The 16,801-nt window shown below is 55.8% G+C and carries 16 protein-coding genes; 9 read left to right on the top strand and 7 right to left on the bottom strand.

Translation table 11 applies throughout. The features are described from left to right. Window positions 1-12 precede the first annotated feature (12 nt). From GGR91_RS05135 to GGR91_RS05165, 7 genes are read left to right on the top strand one after another with little or no spacing between them, the layout of a single operon-like run. A complete protein-coding gene (locus GGR91_RS05135) occupies window positions 13-1,653 on the top strand; it encodes an electron transfer flavoprotein-ubiquinone oxidoreductase (protein WP_183940686.1) in 1,641 nt (546 codons plus the stop codon). After that, on the top strand, window positions 1,628-3,277 hold the full coding sequence (locus GGR91_RS11740; protein WP_183940688.1) for a tetratricopeptide repeat protein: 1,650 nt from the start codon (window positions 1,628-1,630) through the stop codon (window positions 3,275-3,277). The genes GGR91_RS05135 and GGR91_RS11740 overlap by 26 nt, the downstream gene beginning before the upstream one ends. Further along, window positions 3,277-4,107, top strand: a complete 831-nt coding sequence (locus GGR91_RS05145) for a 4-(cytidine 5'-diphospho)-2-C-methyl-D-erythritol kinase (protein WP_183940690.1) — start codon at window positions 3,277-3,279, stop codon at window positions 4,105-4,107. Before GGR91_RS11740 ends, GGR91_RS05145 begins: the two co-directional genes overlap by 1 nt. Further along, window positions 4,107-4,841 (top strand): N-formylglutamate amidohydrolase, encoded by a 735-nt coding sequence (locus GGR91_RS05150; protein ID WP_183941568.1) that lies wholly within the window; start codon window positions 4,107-4,109, stop codon window positions 4,839-4,841. Before GGR91_RS05145 ends, GGR91_RS05150 begins: the two co-directional genes overlap by 1 nt. Before the next feature lie 36 nt (window positions 4,842-4,877). Beyond that, window positions 4,878-6,599: a dihydroxy-acid dehydratase gene (ilvD, locus tag GGR91_RS05155; protein ID WP_183940692.1), complete on the top strand. Its 1,722-nt coding sequence runs from the start codon at window positions 4,878-4,880 to the stop codon at window positions 6,597-6,599. Further along, complete coding sequence (locus GGR91_RS05160) at window positions 6,580-7,014, top strand: hypothetical protein (protein ID WP_183940694.1); 435 nt, start codon at window positions 6,580-6,582, stop codon at window positions 7,012-7,014. Before ilvD ends, GGR91_RS05160 begins: the two co-directional genes overlap by 20 nt. 30 nt (window positions 7,015-7,044) lie before the next feature. Continuing rightward, window positions 7,045-8,244 (top strand): class I SAM-dependent RNA methyltransferase, encoded by a 1,200-nt coding sequence (locus GGR91_RS05165; RefSeq protein ID WP_183940696.1) that lies wholly within the window; start codon window positions 7,045-7,047, stop codon window positions 8,242-8,244. Here the strand turns inward: GGR91_RS05165 and GGR91_RS05170 are convergent. From GGR91_RS05170 to GGR91_RS05190, 5 genes are all read right to left on the bottom strand, one after another. Continuing rightward, window positions 8,241-8,684: an MAPEG family protein gene (locus GGR91_RS05170; protein ID WP_183940699.1), complete on the bottom strand. Its 444-nt coding sequence runs from the start codon at window positions 8,682-8,684 to the stop codon at window positions 8,241-8,243. The genes GGR91_RS05165 and GGR91_RS05170 overlap by 4 nt on opposite strands. Before the next feature lie 35 nt (window positions 8,685-8,719). Continuing rightward, the gene (locus GGR91_RS05175; protein WP_183940701.1) at window positions 8,720-9,148 is read right to left on the bottom strand and encodes an MAPEG family protein; all 429 of its coding nucleotides are present in this window, start codon (window positions 9,146-9,148) and stop codon (window positions 8,720-8,722) included. A gap of 67 nt (window positions 9,149-9,215) precedes the next feature. After that, window positions 9,216-10,421 carry a type III PLP-dependent enzyme gene (locus tag GGR91_RS05180; RefSeq protein WP_183940703.1) on the bottom strand — a complete coding sequence of 402 codons (1,206 nt, stop codon included), beginning with the start codon at window positions 10,419-10,421 and terminating at the stop codon, window positions 9,216-9,218. Window positions 10,422-10,550: 129 nt separating this feature from the next. Next, entirely contained in the window at window positions 10,551-11,705 is a 1,155-nt protein-coding gene (locus tag GGR91_RS05185; protein ID WP_183940705.1) for a carboxynorspermidine decarboxylase, read from the bottom strand. Next, the gene (locus tag GGR91_RS05190) at window positions 11,705-12,913 is read right to left on the bottom strand and encodes a saccharopine dehydrogenase family protein (protein ID WP_183940707.1); all 1,209 of its coding nucleotides are present in this window, start codon (window positions 12,911-12,913) and stop codon (window positions 11,705-11,707) included. Before GGR91_RS05190 ends, GGR91_RS05185 begins: the two co-directional genes overlap by 1 nt. 54 nt (window positions 12,914-12,967) lie before the next feature. Between GGR91_RS05190 and GGR91_RS05195 the strand changes: the two genes are divergently transcribed. Next, window positions 12,968-13,954 carry a threonine ammonia-lyase gene (locus tag GGR91_RS05195; RefSeq protein WP_183940709.1) on the top strand — a complete coding sequence of 329 codons (987 nt, stop codon included), beginning with the start codon at window positions 12,968-12,970 and terminating at the stop codon, window positions 13,952-13,954. On the opposite strand, the gene hemA is transcribed toward GGR91_RS05195, so the two are convergent. Together hemA and murI are read right to left on the bottom strand one after the other, a co-directional pair. Continuing rightward, complete coding sequence (gene hemA, locus GGR91_RS05200) at window positions 13,942-15,162, bottom strand: 5-aminolevulinate synthase (protein WP_322788772.1); 1,221 nt, start codon at window positions 15,160-15,162, stop codon at window positions 13,942-13,944. The two genes, GGR91_RS05195 and hemA, sit on opposite strands and share 13 nt — an antisense overlap. Before the next feature lie 129 nt (window positions 15,163-15,291). Beyond that, a complete protein-coding gene (murI, locus tag GGR91_RS05205; protein ID WP_183940713.1) occupies window positions 15,292-16,095 on the bottom strand; it encodes a glutamate racemase in 804 nt (267 codons plus the stop codon). Window positions 16,096-16,195: 100 nt separating this feature from the next. Between murI and plsY the strand changes: the two genes are divergently transcribed. Further along, on the top strand, window positions 16,196-16,795 hold the full coding sequence (gene plsY / locus GGR91_RS05210) for a glycerol-3-phosphate 1-O-acyltransferase PlsY (protein ID WP_183940715.1): 600 nt from the start codon (window positions 16,196-16,198) through the stop codon (window positions 16,793-16,795). The last annotated feature ends 6 nt before the right edge of the window (window positions 16,796-16,801 follow it).

The raw sequence follows: 16,801 nt of genomic DNA on the forward strand, positions 1-16,801 counted from the left end.
AGGATAAAGGCAATGAGTGAACGCGAGTCGATGCCATATGATGTTGTTATTGTGGGTGCGGGGCCAGCAGGGTTATCCGCTGCGATACGCATTAAGCAGCAGTCCCCCGACACCAGCGTTTGCATATTGGAAAAAGGGTCAGAGGTTGGCGCGCATATTTTATCCGGCGCTGTCATAGATCCAAAGGCGCTCGACGAGCTGCTGCCGGATTGGCGCACGATGGGCTGCCCATTGGCGGATACACCCGTGAACGACAACCAGCATTGGATAATGACCAAGACCGGCAAGTTTAACATGCCGCATTTCCTGACGCCCGGTTTCATGCATAACAAAGGCACCTACACAGGCTCGCTTGGCAATCTGTGCCGCTGGCTTGCGGGGCAGGCGGAAAATCTGGGCGTGGAAATCTTCCCCGGATTTTCGGCTGCAGAAATTCTGTATAATGCGGACGGCTCGGTCAAGGGCGTGGCAACAGGCGACATGGGCGTCGCGCGCGATGGCAGCCACAAAGATGATTATATGCCCGGCATGGAACTGCACGCCAAATATACCTTCTTTGCCGAAGGTGTGCGTGGACATCTGACCAAATTGATTAAGCCGCAGTTCGGATTGGACAAGGATTGCGAACCACAGGTTTATGGCATCGGTCTGAAAGAATTGTGGGACATTCCCGCGGAACAACATTCGGCAGGCCGCGTCATTCACAGCCAAGGCTGGCCATTGACCGACGCAAATGGTGGCGCATTCCTGTACCATCAAGCAAACAACCAAGTGGCCTTAGGCTTTGTGGTCTGGCTGAACTATTCCAACCCCTATCTGTCACCCTTTGAAGAACTGCAGCGCTGGAAAACGCATCCAGAGGTCAAGAAGATTTTGGCCGGTGGCAAGCGCGTTTCCTATGGCGCCCGCGCGATCAGCGATGGTGGCTGGCAGTCGGTGCCAAAGTTGGCATTCGCGGGCGGCGCATTGATTGGTTGTTCGGCGGGTTTCGTCAACGTGCCACGTATCAAGGGCACGCATACCGCGATGAAATCCGGCATGTTGGCAGCAGATGCCGTTGTGGAAGCACTGGCCGCGGGCCGCGAACATGACGAGTTGACCGCTTATCAGACCGGTTATGACAATAGCTGGGTCTCCAAAGAGCTGCATATGGTGCGCAATGTCCTTCCGCTGGTCGAAAAATACGGCAATGTTGTTGGAACGATGCTGGCGGGCGTGAACATGTGGCTCGAAAACTTTGGTATCCGCATGCCTTTCACGATGAAGCATCATCCAGATCACAAGGCGCTCAAAAAGAAGAACCAAGGCGAGCGGATCGATTATCCAAAGCCAGATGGTGTGTTCAGCTTTGACCGGCTGTCGTCGGTATTCCTGTCGAACACCAACCATGCCGAAGATCAGCCCATCCATTTGCAGGTCAAGGATATGGACCTGCAAAAGAACAGCGAGTTCATGGAATTCGCGGGACCTTCAACGCGTTATTGCCCCGCAGGCGTGTATGAATGGATTGAGGAAGAGGGCAAAGACCCGCGCTATCAGATTAACGCCCAAAACTGCGTACATTGCAAAACCTGCGACATCAAAGACCCCAATCAGAATATCAATTGGGTGACGCCGGAGGGTGGCGGTGGGCCGAATTACCCCAATATGTAAGCTGACCGCCGCGCTCTTTTTATGCGCGGCGCCAGCTTATGCTTCCGTTGATGACGGCGTCACCGCCTATGTGAATGCGCGTGCGGCAGAATTTGACGCGCGTCACGATGAGGCGTTGGCGGGATATCTCAAGCTGTTTGAAGAATCTGCGGACAGCGAGACATTGGCGAAGCGGGTTTACCAAAATGCGGTGCGGCAAGGTGACTTTGCCGCAGCACTGAAATCTATTCGCGTTCAGGAACTGAGAAATGACGTTCCGCCAGAGGGGCCGTTGTTCCTGTTCACCGACGCCTTTCAAAAACGTCGCTGGTCATTGGCGTTGCTGGCGGCCGACGAATTGGAAGCCCGCAGCAATTTTGGCTTTATGGCGCCGATATTGCGCGCTTGGGTATCCGTCGCGACGACGGGCACGCATGACTTGACCCTTAAAGAGGGAAATACGGATTCGTTTTTCAATTTCTACGCCGTGGACCAGATCGTGTATCTTGATCTCGCCACGGGCCAAAATGCCAAAGCGAAATTGGGACTGCGGAATATGGTCTCGGTTGGTGGCGACGCCATGCGTGATCTCTTCATCAGCGCCGGCCCCGTTTTTGCGCATAAAGGCGATACCGCTTTTGCACATGCAATGCTTGGGGCCGCGATGGGTTCCGAGTTCGATGGCCAGTTTAACAAAGCTGACGCAGCTGCAAAGAATATCACCCCCAATGTCGGGCTTGCTGCACTATATGTCCGGATCGCAACGTCGCTGATTGAGCAGGATGTGCCGGAGCCCGGCCTGGCACTTGCACGGTTAGCCCTATGGACCGCGCCGGAATATCCTCCTGCCATCATCACCACGGCACATGCGCTGGGAAAATTATCTGGCGGCCGTGATGCAGTTACACTTTTGGATAAAATTCCGTCAGCTTCACCTTATTGGACACGAGCCGTTTTCGCAAAGGCCGCGTTGTTACGCGATATGGGTGACAATGAAGGTGCAGTTGAACTGGCGCGCCTCAGTTATGATCAGAATGCGAATTCGGCTGCGCGCGCAACCTTTCTTGGCCAAATGTTGCAGCAAAATGGCCGTCTGCCAGAGGCTATCGCCCAATATCGGCGCACAATGGATTTGGACGACTTCAAACGTCAGGCACCCAAGAGCCGCGCCTCATTTCATGTGATGCTCGCCAGTGCATTGGATGAACATGGCCAATGGGACGAAGCAAAACAGGCGCTTCAAAACGCGATTGCTTTAGACCCATCCAATGCGAGCGCGCTGAATTATCTGGGTTATTCCATGCTGGAGCGGCGCGAGGACGTGGTCAACGCAGAGGCATTTGTGCGGCGTGCATATGATGCAGAGCCAACATCATCGGCTTACGCAGACTCGCTCGGCTGGGCCTTGTTCCAAAGCGGCAAATATGATGATGCTGTAACCATGTTGGAAAAAGCCGCGTCGATCGAAAATGCTGACGCGACGATTTTTGAGCATCTGGGCGATGCATATTGGCGGGCAGGTCGCCGGCGCGACGCGCGACATGCGTGGAATAGCGCGCAAATTTCGGCGGACGCAGCGGTTGCTTTGCGCATATCATCAAAGTTGGAAGCAGGCCTGCCGGGCGATATCAGGACGCCGAAGTGATGCCAGCGGATACCGAGACCGCCTTTGCCAAGATCAATCTTGCGTTGCACGTGCGCCGGCGCCGCGAAGACGGCTATCATGACATTGAAACCTTGTTCGCCTTTGCGCAGCATGGCGATCAGTTGCAGGCATCGCTTTCTGATAGGCTTGAGCTCACGATCGTCGGCCCCTTTGGCAGCGGACTTTCCGTCGATGACGATAATCTGGTGATGCAAGCCGCGCACCGGCTTCGCGCGCATTTTTCCATCACCGGCGGCGCATCCATCCGTTTGACAAAAAACCTGCCAATAGCTTCGGGTATCGGAGGCGGTTCGGCCGACGCTGCGGCAGCGGCTCGGTTGTTGAATCGGCTGTGGGATATTCAGGCCAGCGAGCAGGAACTTGCCGATATATTGCAGCCGCTGGGCGCGGACATTCCCGCCTGCGTTTTTAGCCGCACAAGTTTTGGCAGCGGAACCGGAACAGCGCTTATATTGCGCGATGACACCGCGGTGCCTGCGCGGCATCTGTTACTGGTCAACCCGCTACAGTCGGTATCGACAGCCGCCATTTTTACGGCATGGGACGGCAAGGACAAGGGACCAGTGGCGCGGGGCGACATCTGGCAAGCGACGCTATCGGGACGAAACGACCTTGAACCCATCGCGGCGGGCATTTGTCCCGCCATCACGGACATTTTGCAGGCGCTTGCGCGCGCCAACCCGGCCATGGTTCGCATGTCGGGGTCAGGCGCGACCTGCTTCGCGCTTTTTGCGGAGGCCAAGGATTTGGAAGCGGCCAAAGCGCATTTGGATCCCCATTGGTGGTCGATGGGAACGGAGCTGCGATGATGGCTGATCCTTTCCGGATATTGGGCGAACCCAAAATCGGGGGCATCCTGATTATTGGCGACCATGCTTCAAATGCGGTTCCCGGCGACGTGGCGTTGGGATTGGACGCTGATCACCTCAATGCCCATATTGCATGGGACATTGGCGTTGATCCGGTCGCGCATATATTGACGCAAGACACGCGTTTTGCCGCATTCCTCGGACGTTATTCGCGCTTGGTCGTCGACTTAAACCGCGAAGAGGACGAAGCAGGTGCCCTCCCAAGCGAAAGCGATGGACGTCGCATTGCTGGCAATGATTTGGACGAAGCGCAGCGCGCGGATCGGATCGCGCGATACCACCGGCCCTATCATGACAGGCTAGAAACACTTTTGCGGGAGTGCCGGCCAGCACTCATATTGTCGCTGCATAGCTTCACACCCGCATTGAAGACGCGACCAGATGAGGCGCGGCCATGGGATGTTGGTGTGCTGTACAATGCGCACGAAGCGGCATCGAAAACGGCTATCCGTTTCTTACAGGATGCCGGCCTTAACGTCGGTGACCAGCTACCTTATTCAGGCAAATTGCTGAACGCGACGATGAACCGGCATGCAGAAGCCAATGACATTCCCTATGTCGGGATTGAAATGCGACAGGATTTGGTCGGCGATGCTGCGGGCCAAGCAAGATTTGCACATATTTTGTCGGAAATGTGCCATTTTGTTTCGGAACAGCTTGGCTTAACCACATAAAAACGCGTAAAGGCCGCGGCGATAATGGAGACCATCATGCCAAACCAATTCGACAAATCCAAATTGCCCAGCCGCCACGTTTCCGTTGGCCCGGAACGCGCCCCACATCGCAGCTATTATTATGCGATGGGTTTGACCGCTGAAGAAATTGCACGCCCATTTGTCGGCGTTGTGTCGGCAGGCAACGACAGTGCGCCATGCAATACAACATTGGACGCGCAAGCGGACATCGCGCGTAAGGGCGTAGAGCAGGGCGGCGGCATGCCACGCCGGTTCAACACCATCACAGTGACCGACGGCATCGCCATGGGGCATCAGGGTATGAAGTCCTCGCTGGTGAGCCGCGAGGTTATTGCGGATTCGGTCGAGTTGTCGGTGCGTGGGCACTGCTACGATGCGCTGGTTGGCTTTGCGGGTTGCGACAAGTCGCTGCCGGGGATCATGATGGCAATGCTGCGGCTGAACGTGCCATCCATCTTTGTCTATGGCGGCTCAATTCTCCCCGGTCGCTATCATGAAAAGGACGTGACCGTTAAGGACGTCTTTGAAGTCGTTGGCAAATATGCGGCGGGCGCATGCCCGTTGTCGGAGCTTGAAGAGCTTGAGCGCGTTGCATGCCCAGGGCACGGTGCCTGTGGCGGTCAATATACCGCAAACACCATGGCGTGCGTGGGCGAGGCGATTGGCCTATCGCTTCCGAACAGCAACATGGCACCGGCGCCTTATTCCACACGTGACCAAATTGCGCATGCCGCAGGCGTCCAAGTGATGGAGTTGCTCGCGAAAAACATTCGACCACGTGATATCTGTACGCGTGAAGCCTTTGTAAATGCGGCAAGAATTGTTGCGGCTACCGGTGGGTCAACCAATGGTGCGCTGCATTTGCCAGCGATGGCGCATGAGGCGGGTATTTCATTTGATCTGTTCGACGTTGCCGAGGCGTTCAAAACAACGCCTTATATGGCGGATTTGCAGCCGGGTGGTCAATTTGTGGCGCGCGACATGTACGATGCGGGCGGTGTGTACATGCTGATGAAGTCGTTGCTGGCCGAGGGGCTTCTATATGGCGACTGCATGACCGTCACCGGCAAGACGCTGGGTGAGAATATCGATGAAATCACATGGAACCCTAACCAAAAGGTGATTTATCCAGCAACCGCGCCAATAACGCCGACGGGTGGTGTTGTCGGCCTTCGCGGTACTTTGGCACCAGATGGCGCAATCGTGAAGGTCGCGGGTATGGACCGCCTGACGTTTACAGGTCCTGCACAGGTTTTTGACTGCGAAGAAGATTGCTTTGCCGCGGTTGAAGCACGACAAATCCGCGAAGGCTCGGTCATTGTCATCCGTTATGAAGGACCAAAGGGCGGCCCCGGCATGCGCGAAATGCTCTCGACGACGGCGGCTCTATACGGGCAGGGGATGGGCGAGAAGGTTGCGCTCATCACCGATGGACGCTTTTCTGGCGCCACACGCGGTTTCTGCATTGGCCATGTCGGCCCCGAAGCGGCCGAAGGCGGGCCCATCGCTTTGATTGAAGATGGCGACGAGATCATGATCGATGCCGAAACCGGTGTTATCGACCTCAATGTATCTGCCGAAGTTCTTGAAGAACGGCGGAAACATTGGACGCCACGCGCCACCGATTATGGGTCAGGCGCAATATGGCGCTATGCTCAAAATGTCGGGCCTGCCTATAAAGGCGCAGTCACACATCCCGGTGGCAGCGCCGAAACGCATGTCTACGCCGATATCTAAATATGCGGCAGTAACTTTGCTGCTCGCCAGCCTGGCTGGCTGCGGCAGAGATGGTTCGGTCCCGATCGCGCAGGCAGAGAAAGACGCAGGCGACCAAGCCGCGCGTGATGGCAAGATTGTGTGCGCCTTGGCTGGCTCTGATACGTTCGAACGGACATGCACGACGGAGCAAATTACGGGGCCGGATAGCAAAATGTTGGTCATCCGGCATGCCGATGGCGGTTTCCGGCGGTTTACTATTTTAACCGACGGTCGCGGGCTCGCCCCTGCCGACGGTTTTGATGAAACGCGTATCCGCGTGCTCGGTGCCAATAGGATTGAGCTATCGTCCGGTGACGACAAATATCGGCTTCCTGCGCAGATAAAAGGGCAGGGCAATGCCGGAGAAAAGGGCGCAAGCAAAGACGCCGGTTGATTGCGCGCGCCTTCACGGGCATGGGGCGCTATGAGCATAGCAGAAGAGATTATCAGGGTCGCAGCGCGCGGCGACGGCGTAACGGCCAATGGACGCTATGTGGCGCACGCAGCCCCGGGCGACATCGTCGATCCCGCAGGCGGTTTGATCCACGGACCGCATCATGCAACGCCGCCGTGCCAGCACTTCCCATTATGCGGCGGATGCCAATTGCAGCATCTCGACGAAGACAGCCTGCGCTTGTTTGCTGCAGAGCGCGTCACGCATGCGCTGGCGACGCAGCAGGTCGAGATCGGAGAAGTCATGCCCGTCCATTTGTCTCCACCCGCCACGCGCCGACGCATTGCGGTCCGTTCGGCATGGGCCGGAAAGCAGTTTCAACTGGGCTTCAGCACCGAAAAAAGTCACCGTATCATAGACTTGCGACAATGTGATGTCGTGGTGCCGGAGCTATTCGCATTGCTTAAGCCATTGCGCAGCCTGCTGGAGCCACGGCTTAACCGCGCGCGTCAGGTTCAGATCAAATTGGCGATGGTCGATCAAGGCGTTGACGTATTGATTGAAAACTGGATCGCCAACGATCTCGATACGCATGAGACCTTGTCGGAATTTGCGAAAACCTATGGCCTTGCCCGCCTGTCGCTGGATGAAGGCTACGGACCCGTTCCATTTTATGAGCCAGAGCCTGTTACCGTCACCCTTGGCGGTGTTGCTGTGGGGTACCAGCCTTATGGTTTCCTGCAGGCGACCGTGGATGGCGAGGCGGCACTGGTGCAGGCCGTAAATGACATTATCGGCGAAGATACCATCGTGGCGGATTTGTTTGCAGGTTCTGGGACATTTGCGCTGTCGATGGGCGCTGGACGAAAGATTTACGCAGGCGAGGCTGATCTTCAGGCCAGTCTGGCGCTCAAGGCTGCTGCAGGCCGTTCGGGCCGCACTATATTTGCGGAGCACCGTGACCTTTTCCGCCGGCCGTTATCGCCAGATGAACTGAACCGGTTCCAGACCGTCGTGCTTGATCCGCCGCGCGCAGGAGCAAAGGAGCAGGTGGCGAACCTTGCCGCTTCCACGGTTCCGTCGATTGCTTATGTCAGCTGTAATCCCGCGAGCTTTGCGCGGGATGCAAAAACATTGGTGGCCGCTGGATACAGGTTGCAGCGGATTTGGCCTGTTGGGCAATTCCGCTGGTCAACCCATATCGAGCTGGTTGGGCATTTCAGCCGTTAGTGTAAAAGCACCGCCATTACGGCATGCGCGACGAGCATCATGAGTGCCAATGATGATAGTGCAAACAGTCCAAACCGAATGAGAACGCGGTTCGACAAAATTTGTACCAAGCTATGTGCGACACGAAGGCCGACATATACCCAAGCAATCGTTGCGTTCAGATTGTCGCCCTGGCCAACCATGGCAAGTGTCAAACATACCGCATAAAACACCGTAGGTGCTTCATGTAAGTGATTGTAATTGTCTGCAACCCACGAGGCTTTTTCTTCGCCTTTGGCAGCTAGCGCATCGCGCAAGGCACCGGCGGAGGAACCGACAATCTTGCTTCCGTCAATCCCTGCGCGGTTCATGGCGGGTATGCGCGTGGCATACATCCATATCCAGATAATCATCGTCCATGCCGCAAGCGCGACAACTGGTCCTAATATTGCACTATTCATATCCACTCTCCCCTTAAAACAAATTCATAACATCTTCAGATCGTCGCCAGCAGCGCTTGAACTGCCAATATCGTCAGGCACAGGCTCGACAGCAGGAAAAATACGAAACGTATTGCCACGGTATTGACCGTTGCCTGCCAAATGCTGTGGATCACGCGCAACACGGTATAGCCCCATGCCAGCGACACCGACAGCGATGTTGCCCCGCCGGAAATCGCAAGAATCATGATCGTTGCATAAAAGATGGTCGGTTGCTCCATCAAATGCGCGTAATTGTGCGATTTCCAGGCAACCGATGGTGATACATGCGGGTCAATATCCTGACCACGTCCGCCCGGTGCGGCCTTGCTAAGGTCCATGCCGATCTTCGACATTGCAGGAAGGCGCGTTCCAGCCATCCAGAAAAGCATGATGATTGACCAGACGACCAAAGCCGCTGCTGGTGCTAAAATCGACGTATCCATAATGAAAACCCTCCCAATTGTTATAATTGGAAGGGTGCTTCACGTAACATTGATTGTCAATTGCAACTTATTGCGCGGACCGCTTGCCGATCTTCACAACATTGCTTGCGTCATTGGCGGGCAACTCGGCATAAAGGCTTGCCATGGGTTCATCTTCGACCGGAACCGTGTCGGTCTCGCCAAAGCCGTTGAATTCGGTCCGCATCGCGCAGCCATATGCGCCCAGCATGCCGACTTCGATATAATCACCGGCTTGCACGTCATCGGGAAGGATGAATGGCCCCGCCATATGGTCCATATCGTCGCAGGTAGGGCCGTAGAAGCTGAATTCTGCCATCTGGGTACCAATTGACGTATCCGACCGTTGAAGCGCCACAGGGAAGCGCCAGCCGATATGTGCTGCATCAAACAATGAACCATAGGCACCGTCGTTGATGAACAGTTCTTGGCCACGGCGTTTTTCGACCTTCACCAGCAAGGACGCGTACTCGGCGCACAATGCACGGCCCGGCTCACACCATAGTTCGGCGGAATAGCTGATTGGAAGATCTTCGAAGCAATTGTGGATGACTTCAAAATAGCCCTCAAGCGCGGGTGGCTCCATGCCTGGATAGACCGATGGGAAACCGCCGCCGACATCGACAATATCAACCGTGACAGACGCTTCAACGATAGCAGCACGCACATGCTCCATCGCCTCGGCATAAGCAGCCGGCGTCATGGCCTGACTTCCAACGTGGAAGCAAATGCCCAAGCTGTCGGCGACCTGACGGGTCGCAACCAACAGATCCGCTACTTCGGATGGATCTGCGCCAAATTTTGAAGCAAGGCTGAGTTTCGCATGCTCTGATGACACGCGGATACGCACGCATAGCTCGAGATCCGTAGCGCCATCGGTGGCACGCACGATCTTTTCCAATTCCTCATGGCTGTCGAGGCTGAATGTGCGAACGCCATGGTTATGGTAAGCTTGCGCAATCGCGCGTTCGCTTTTCACAGGATGCATGAAGCACAGCTTCGCATCCGGCAGGAACTTGCTCACCAACCGCACTTCACCAAGCGAAGCGACGTCATAATGGGTGATGCCCGCGTCCCACAAAGTTTCAAGCAATGCAGGCGACGGATTGGCCTTTACCGCGTACAACGACTTACCCTGAAACTTCTCAACGAAGAACCGGGCGGCGCGCGAAGCGGCATGCGGGCGAAGGAGCGTGATAGGTTCGTCAGGGCGCTGGGCGCGGACTACAGCTAGAGCGTCAAGATACTCGTGCAACTCAAGGGACCCCCAAAAAAAATAACGTGAAACAACAAGGCTGCCTTGCGGTTATTGGAAGTCCCCCTGGGGCAGCGGAGGCGTCCCTTATGAAAAGCAGGGGGCTATGTAAAGTGATTCGTTGCGTTTTTAGCTGAGCCGGTCCCTAAACTCGGTCCAGTCGAATGCGCGAACACATTCCAACGCGTCTGTTTCGCTGTTCCAAAGCCAGATGGACGGAAGCGGAACGCCGTTGAAGGTGTTCGTCTTCACCATCGAATAATGCGCCTGATCAAGAAACGCGAAGCGCGCGCCGGCCTCTGCAGCGACCGGAAGGCGGTAATCACCGATGATATCGCCAGCAAGGCAGCTGGGGCCCCCCAGACGCACCGCAGGGCCGTCCTGAAGCTCGCCAAGCATCGCAGGGCGATAAGGTGCCTCAATGACGTCAGGCATGTGGCACGTCGCGCTGATGTCGGTGATACCGACGGGCAAACCATTTTCAAACACATCGAGCAGTTCGCCAATCAATATGCCGGTATCAAGCGCAATCGCTTCACCGGGTTCAAGATAGACGTCGAGGCCGGTTTCAGCGCGGACCTGCTGAATAAACGCAACAAGGTCGTCGCGTTGATAATCCGCGCGGGTGATGTGATGTCCGCCACCAAAGTTCAACCAACGCAATTGGCCAAAATAGGGCGCGATCTGGGGCTTCAGCGCCTCCCATGTGCGCTTGAGCGGTTCAAAATCCTGCTCACACAAGGTGTGGAAATGCAGACCGGACACGCCCTCCAAATGTTCTGGTTTGAGCTGGCTTACAGGGAAACCAAGGCGTGAACCAGGCGAGCAGGGGTCATATTTCGCAACTTCGCCCTCGGCATGTTCGGGGTTGAGCCGAAGCCCAACATCGACGCTGTCATTCAGGAATGCCGCAAAACGTGTATGCTGGCTGGGGCTGTTGAAAATGACATGATCAGAAATCTCGACGATTTCGGCCATGTCGGCTTCTTTATAGCCAGCGCAATAGGTTGCGATCTCGCCTTTATAATAATCGCGGGCAAGGCGCGATTCCCACAGGCCTGAACTGCACACGCCATCGAGATATTCACCAATGACGGGCGCAACTTTCCACATGGAAAACGCCTTCATCGCGCACAGGATTTTCGCACCGGACCGTGCTTTTACATCCGCGAGAATAGCAAGGTTCCGCCGCAGCGCCGCTTCATCGACGACAAATGCCGGCGATGGAACGCGATGCAGGTCGAAATGCGCAAATGCGCCAGGATCACCAGCTTTGGTTTCCATTAGAACGTCAAAGGTCCGTCCAGTTCCTTCACCTGCCAAGGCAGACCATGCGCGTTGAGCATGTCCATGAAGGGATCGGGATCGAACTGCTCCATGTTCCAAACACCAGCACCCGACCATTTGCCCGTGAGCAGCATGGCAGCACCGATCATCGCGGGAACGCCAGTGGTATAGCTGACCGCCTGATTGCCCGTTTCGGCATAGGCATCTTCATGGTCGCAGATATTGTAGATGTAGAGCGTTTTTTCTTTGCCGTCTTTGCCAAGGCCAGTTGCGATACAGCCAATGTTGGTCTTGCCCTTGGTCGTTGGGCCAAGCGAGGCAGGTTCAGGTAGAACGGCCTTCAGGAACTGAAGCGGAATGATTTCCTTGCCTTCATACATAACAGGATCAATCCGGGTCATGCCAACCGCCTGAAGGACGTTCAGGTGGGTGATGTACGCATCGCCAAAGGTCATCCAGAAACGGATGCGCTTGATTTCGGGCAGATGGGTTTTGAGGCTTTCGATTTCCTCATGGTACATAAGATACATGTTCTTTGGACCAACCGCTTCAAAGTCAAAGCTCTGCTTCACCGACATTGCGGGGGTTTCGACCCAGTCACCATTTTCCCAATGGCGGGCGACGGCGGTGACTTCACGGATGTTGATTTCCGGATTGAAGTTGGTGGCAAAGGCCTGACCATGGTCGCCGCCATTGCAATCAAGGATATCGAGCGTGTCGATGCGGTCGAAATGATGCTTTTTCAAATAGGTCGTGAATACCGATGTCACGCCGGGGTCAAAGCCTGAACCCAATAGAGCGGCGAGGCCGGCATCCTTGAAACGATCCTGATATGCCCACTGCCAGTGATATTCGAACTTGGCGACATCCAGCGGTTCATAGTTCGCCGTGTCCATGTAATGCACGCCCGCAGCAAGGCACGCGTCCATTATGTTGAGGTCTTGGTAAGGCAGCGCGAGGTTGACGACGAGGCTTGGCTTAATCTGGTTCAGCAAGGCGGTTGTCGCGGCAACGTCATCTGCATCAAGGCCATAAGTGTCGATAACGACGCCCGTACGTTCCTTTACCGAAGCGGCAATCGCATCGCATTTCGACTTTGTGCGGCTTGCGAGGCTGATATGGCTAAAAATATCCTGGTTCATGGCCATTTTGTGGACCGCAACCGATCCAACGCCACCAGCGCCAATTACCAATACCTTGCTCATATGCCATTTCCTCTTATCAGAGACTCGTTAAGCGCACGCATATAGGGGCCTTTTATGACAGAACAAGAATTGGCTGTAGCCACCAAGACGCCAACGCACGAAGGGGTGCAGCGGGCGATGGTCAAGATAGCCGCTATTCTGCCAAAAACGCCCTTGCTGCCGCTTGAGGTCGATGGCGTAACGATTTGGTGCAAGGCCGAAATGCTGCAGCCCATCGGCGCGTTCAAGATTCGCGGCGCGTGGCATCGGCTCTCCGATTTGAACGAAGACGAGCGTGCGCGCGGCGTCGTTGGCGTATCGAGTGGCAACCATGCGCAGGGCGTCGCCTGGGCGGCGAAGAAGCTTGGCATAAATGCGACCATCGTCATGCCTTCCAATGCCCCGCGCATGAAGCTGGAGGCGACAAAGGCGCTTGGCGCGCAAGTGGTATTATATGACCGCGCAACGGAATCGCGTGAGGCAGTGGCCGCCGGGTTGATTGCACAAAGCAACGCGACGCTCGTGCATGCCTTTGGTGATCCGTGGGTTATCGAAGGGCAGGGCACCGCCGGTATTGAGATTGCCGAGCAGCTACAAAGCCTTGGCATATCAGGGCCAGATTTGATTGTTTCCTGCTGCGGTGGCGGCGGACTTGCCGCGGGCCTTGCGCTCGCCTGTCCTGACGCGGACATCGCCATCGTTGAACCCGAGGGTTGGGATGATATCATCCGTTCGCTTGAAGCAGGCGAGATTTTGCCCGTTAAAGACCTTTTGCATCCAACCTATTGCGATGCTTTGCAAACACCGCAGACCTACCCAATAAACTTTGACGTCCTTCGCAACCGCGTATCGCAGGGCGTGTCGGTTACCACCGCAGAAGTGGCTGCTGCGATGCGATTGGTGTTTGAGAAACTCCACCTCGTGGTTGAACCGGGCGGCGCAGTCGCGCTCGCGGCCGTCCTCGCGGGAAAGATAGAATTAAAGACGGTAACCGCGGTTACATTATCCGGCGGGAATGTGGACCGGGAAACCTTTATGCAGCTTTTGGCTCAAGCAGCCTGAGCAGCGCGGATATCCATCCGGCCCCAAATTTCGACCAATGCGCGCGTTAAATCGCGCATCATCGCCTCGGTATGCTGAGGCCCCGGCGTGAAACGCAGGCGCTCTGTTCCGCGCGGTACAGTGGGATAGTTGATCGGTTGAACATATACGCCATATTCAGCGAGCAATATGTCGCTGATCTTCTTGGCCTTCACCGGATCGCCGACCATCAATGGCACAATATGCGTATTGCTGACCATCACAGGCAATCCCGCTTCCGCAAACAACGTCTTTAGCATGGCAGCATTGGCGTGCTGCGCGGTGCGCTCTTCGCTTGATGCCTTAAGGTGACGAACCGATGCCAATACGCCTGCCACAAGCACAGGCGAGAGCGATGTCGTAAAAATAAATCCGGGTGCGTAGGACCGAATGACGTCAATGATCTTCTGATCAGCGGCAATATACCCGCCCATCACGCCAAATGCCTTGCCCAGCGTACCTTCAATAATCGTCACGCGGTCGGCGACTTCGTCCCGTTCGCTAATGCCGCCGCCACGTGCGCCATACATGCCAACTGCATGCACTTCATCGCAATAAGTGAGCGCGTTATATTTGTCGGCCAAATCGCAAACGGCACCGATCGGCGCAACATCGCCATCCATCGAGTACACGCTTTCAAAAGCAATCAGCTTCGGCGCCTCCGGATCATCTGCTGCAAGCAGTTCTTCCAAATGCGCCAGATCATTATGCCGCCAAACGCGCTTTTCACAGCCCGCATTGCGTATACCGGCAATCATGGATGCGTGGTTCAATTCATCGGAATAGATGATGCATCCGGGCAAAACCTTAGCCAATGTCGACAGTGTAGCATCGTTGGAAACATAACCCGACGTGAACAGCAATGCGCCATCCTTGCCGTGCAAATCGGCAAGTTCATGCTCCAGTTCGACATGATAATGTGTGTTGCCGCCAATGTTGCGCGTCCCGCCAGAGCCAGCGCCTACGTCATGCAACGCATCTTCCATTGCGGTGATAACCTTGGGGTGCTGCCCCATGCAGAGATAGTCATTTGAACACCACACGGTGATGTCCTTGGGGCCGTTATGTCCGGCGAAGCAGCGCGCGTTGGGATAATTCCCCTTGTTCCGCAAAATATCAATAAACACGCGATAGCGGCCCTCGGCATGAAGACGGTCAATCGCTTTTTCGAAAACAGCATCGTAGTTCACGGATACTAACCCCGGGTTTAAGCCGCTGCTGCGGCGCATCGACGCCCATTAGTCCCCGGAAATGGAAAAATCCAGCGCGAACGACTTGCAACAAGCGGCATAATGGACCGTTCTATGCGATATTTTCGCTTAGAGTGATTTGATTTGCGACAAACCAAAGCGCGATAGGGCGGGGCGCAGGCTTTCGAGCGCATCCAGCGGCCCCGTTGTAACGAATATTCCGTCGGTCTGTGCATCCGGCCAACGCTGGTCACGCGTCAGGTGGCTAATGCGCCGCGCTATACCCGCTGCGCCGTCGACGAACTGCATGTGCGGCGCGACCGCGCGAAGCTCATCCTCAACCAAAGGAAAATGCGTGCACCCGAGCACCGTGACATCCAAAAGATCGCCGCCCTCTTGTTCGGTTAGGCCACCCATGGCCCGAATATAGACCGAAGGGTCGACGGCCTCTCCGCGCATTTTTGCCTCGGCTGCTGCCACCAACTCAGGGGCCGCGTGGCGCAGCAATGTCATATGTGCAGCATGGTCGGCGTGCAGCCGGTCAACATAGCTCTGACGCACGGTCGCGGCCGTGCCAAGAAGACCAATGACACTCGTCTTACTCGCTTCCGCAGCGGGCTTTATGGCTGGAACGGTACCAACCACGGGGACATCAAGCGCGGCGCGCACATGGGCGAGGGCGATGGTGCACGCGGTGTTGCAGGCGATTGTTACAAGGCGCGGCTGGTACCGTTCGACAAGACGGCCAAGCAAGGCGGGAACCCGCGCCGAAATTTCTGCCTCGGTCTTGCTGCCATAGGGCAATCCGGCATAATCCGCCGCAAAGACGATGGGTGCATTGGGGAGCGCAGCTTTGACAGCCCGCAGTACCGATAGGCCGCCGATACCGGAGTCGAAAAACAATATGGGCGCGTCGTCGGGCGAATGAGGCATCACTAATCGTTAAACGCCGCCACGCTGGCTGACAAGTCGGTGGCCTTGAGCAGGCGGAACAAAACAGTTACGTCATACAGATATTTAGAGGATTCGACCAATGGATGATATTTGGATCAACATGATTGCGGGTCTTCTGCTCGGCTATCTGCTCGGTTCCATCCCGTTCGGGTTGTTGCTGACCAAGGCATCGGGCGGCGGCGATATCCGGAACATCGGATCAGGCAATATCGGCGCGACCAATGTGTTGCGGACCGGACGCAAAGGGCTTGCCGCACTCACTTTGTTGCTGGACCTGCTAAAGGGTTTCTTCGCAGTCTTTATCGCCACGCATTATCTGCCCGGCGGCGCAGTATTTGCGGCTGCAGGCGCGTTCTTTGGCCATTTGTATCCCATATGGCTGGGCTTCAAAGGCGGTAAGGGGGTCGCGACCTATGCCGGCATCATGTTCGGCCTGTTTTGGCAAGGCGGCGTTGTCTATGCCATCGCGTGGATTGGTGCGCTTGTGATTTTCAGGATCTCTTCACTCGCTGGACTGCTGGCGGCATTATGCGCACCCATAGCCGCGGCTTATTTCGGTCGATATGATTTGGTGGCCCTGTTGGTCGCATGCACGTTGATCGTGTTTTGGAAACATCGGACCAATATCGAAAACCTGTTGGACGGCACCGAACCGCGTATCGGCAAAAGCAAAAGCTGACCACGG

The sequence above is a fragment of the Sphingorhabdus rigui genome, from assembly GCF_014196595.1.
GTDB lineage: Bacteria > Pseudomonadota > Alphaproteobacteria > Sphingomonadales > Sphingomonadaceae > Sphingorhabdus_B > Sphingorhabdus_B rigui.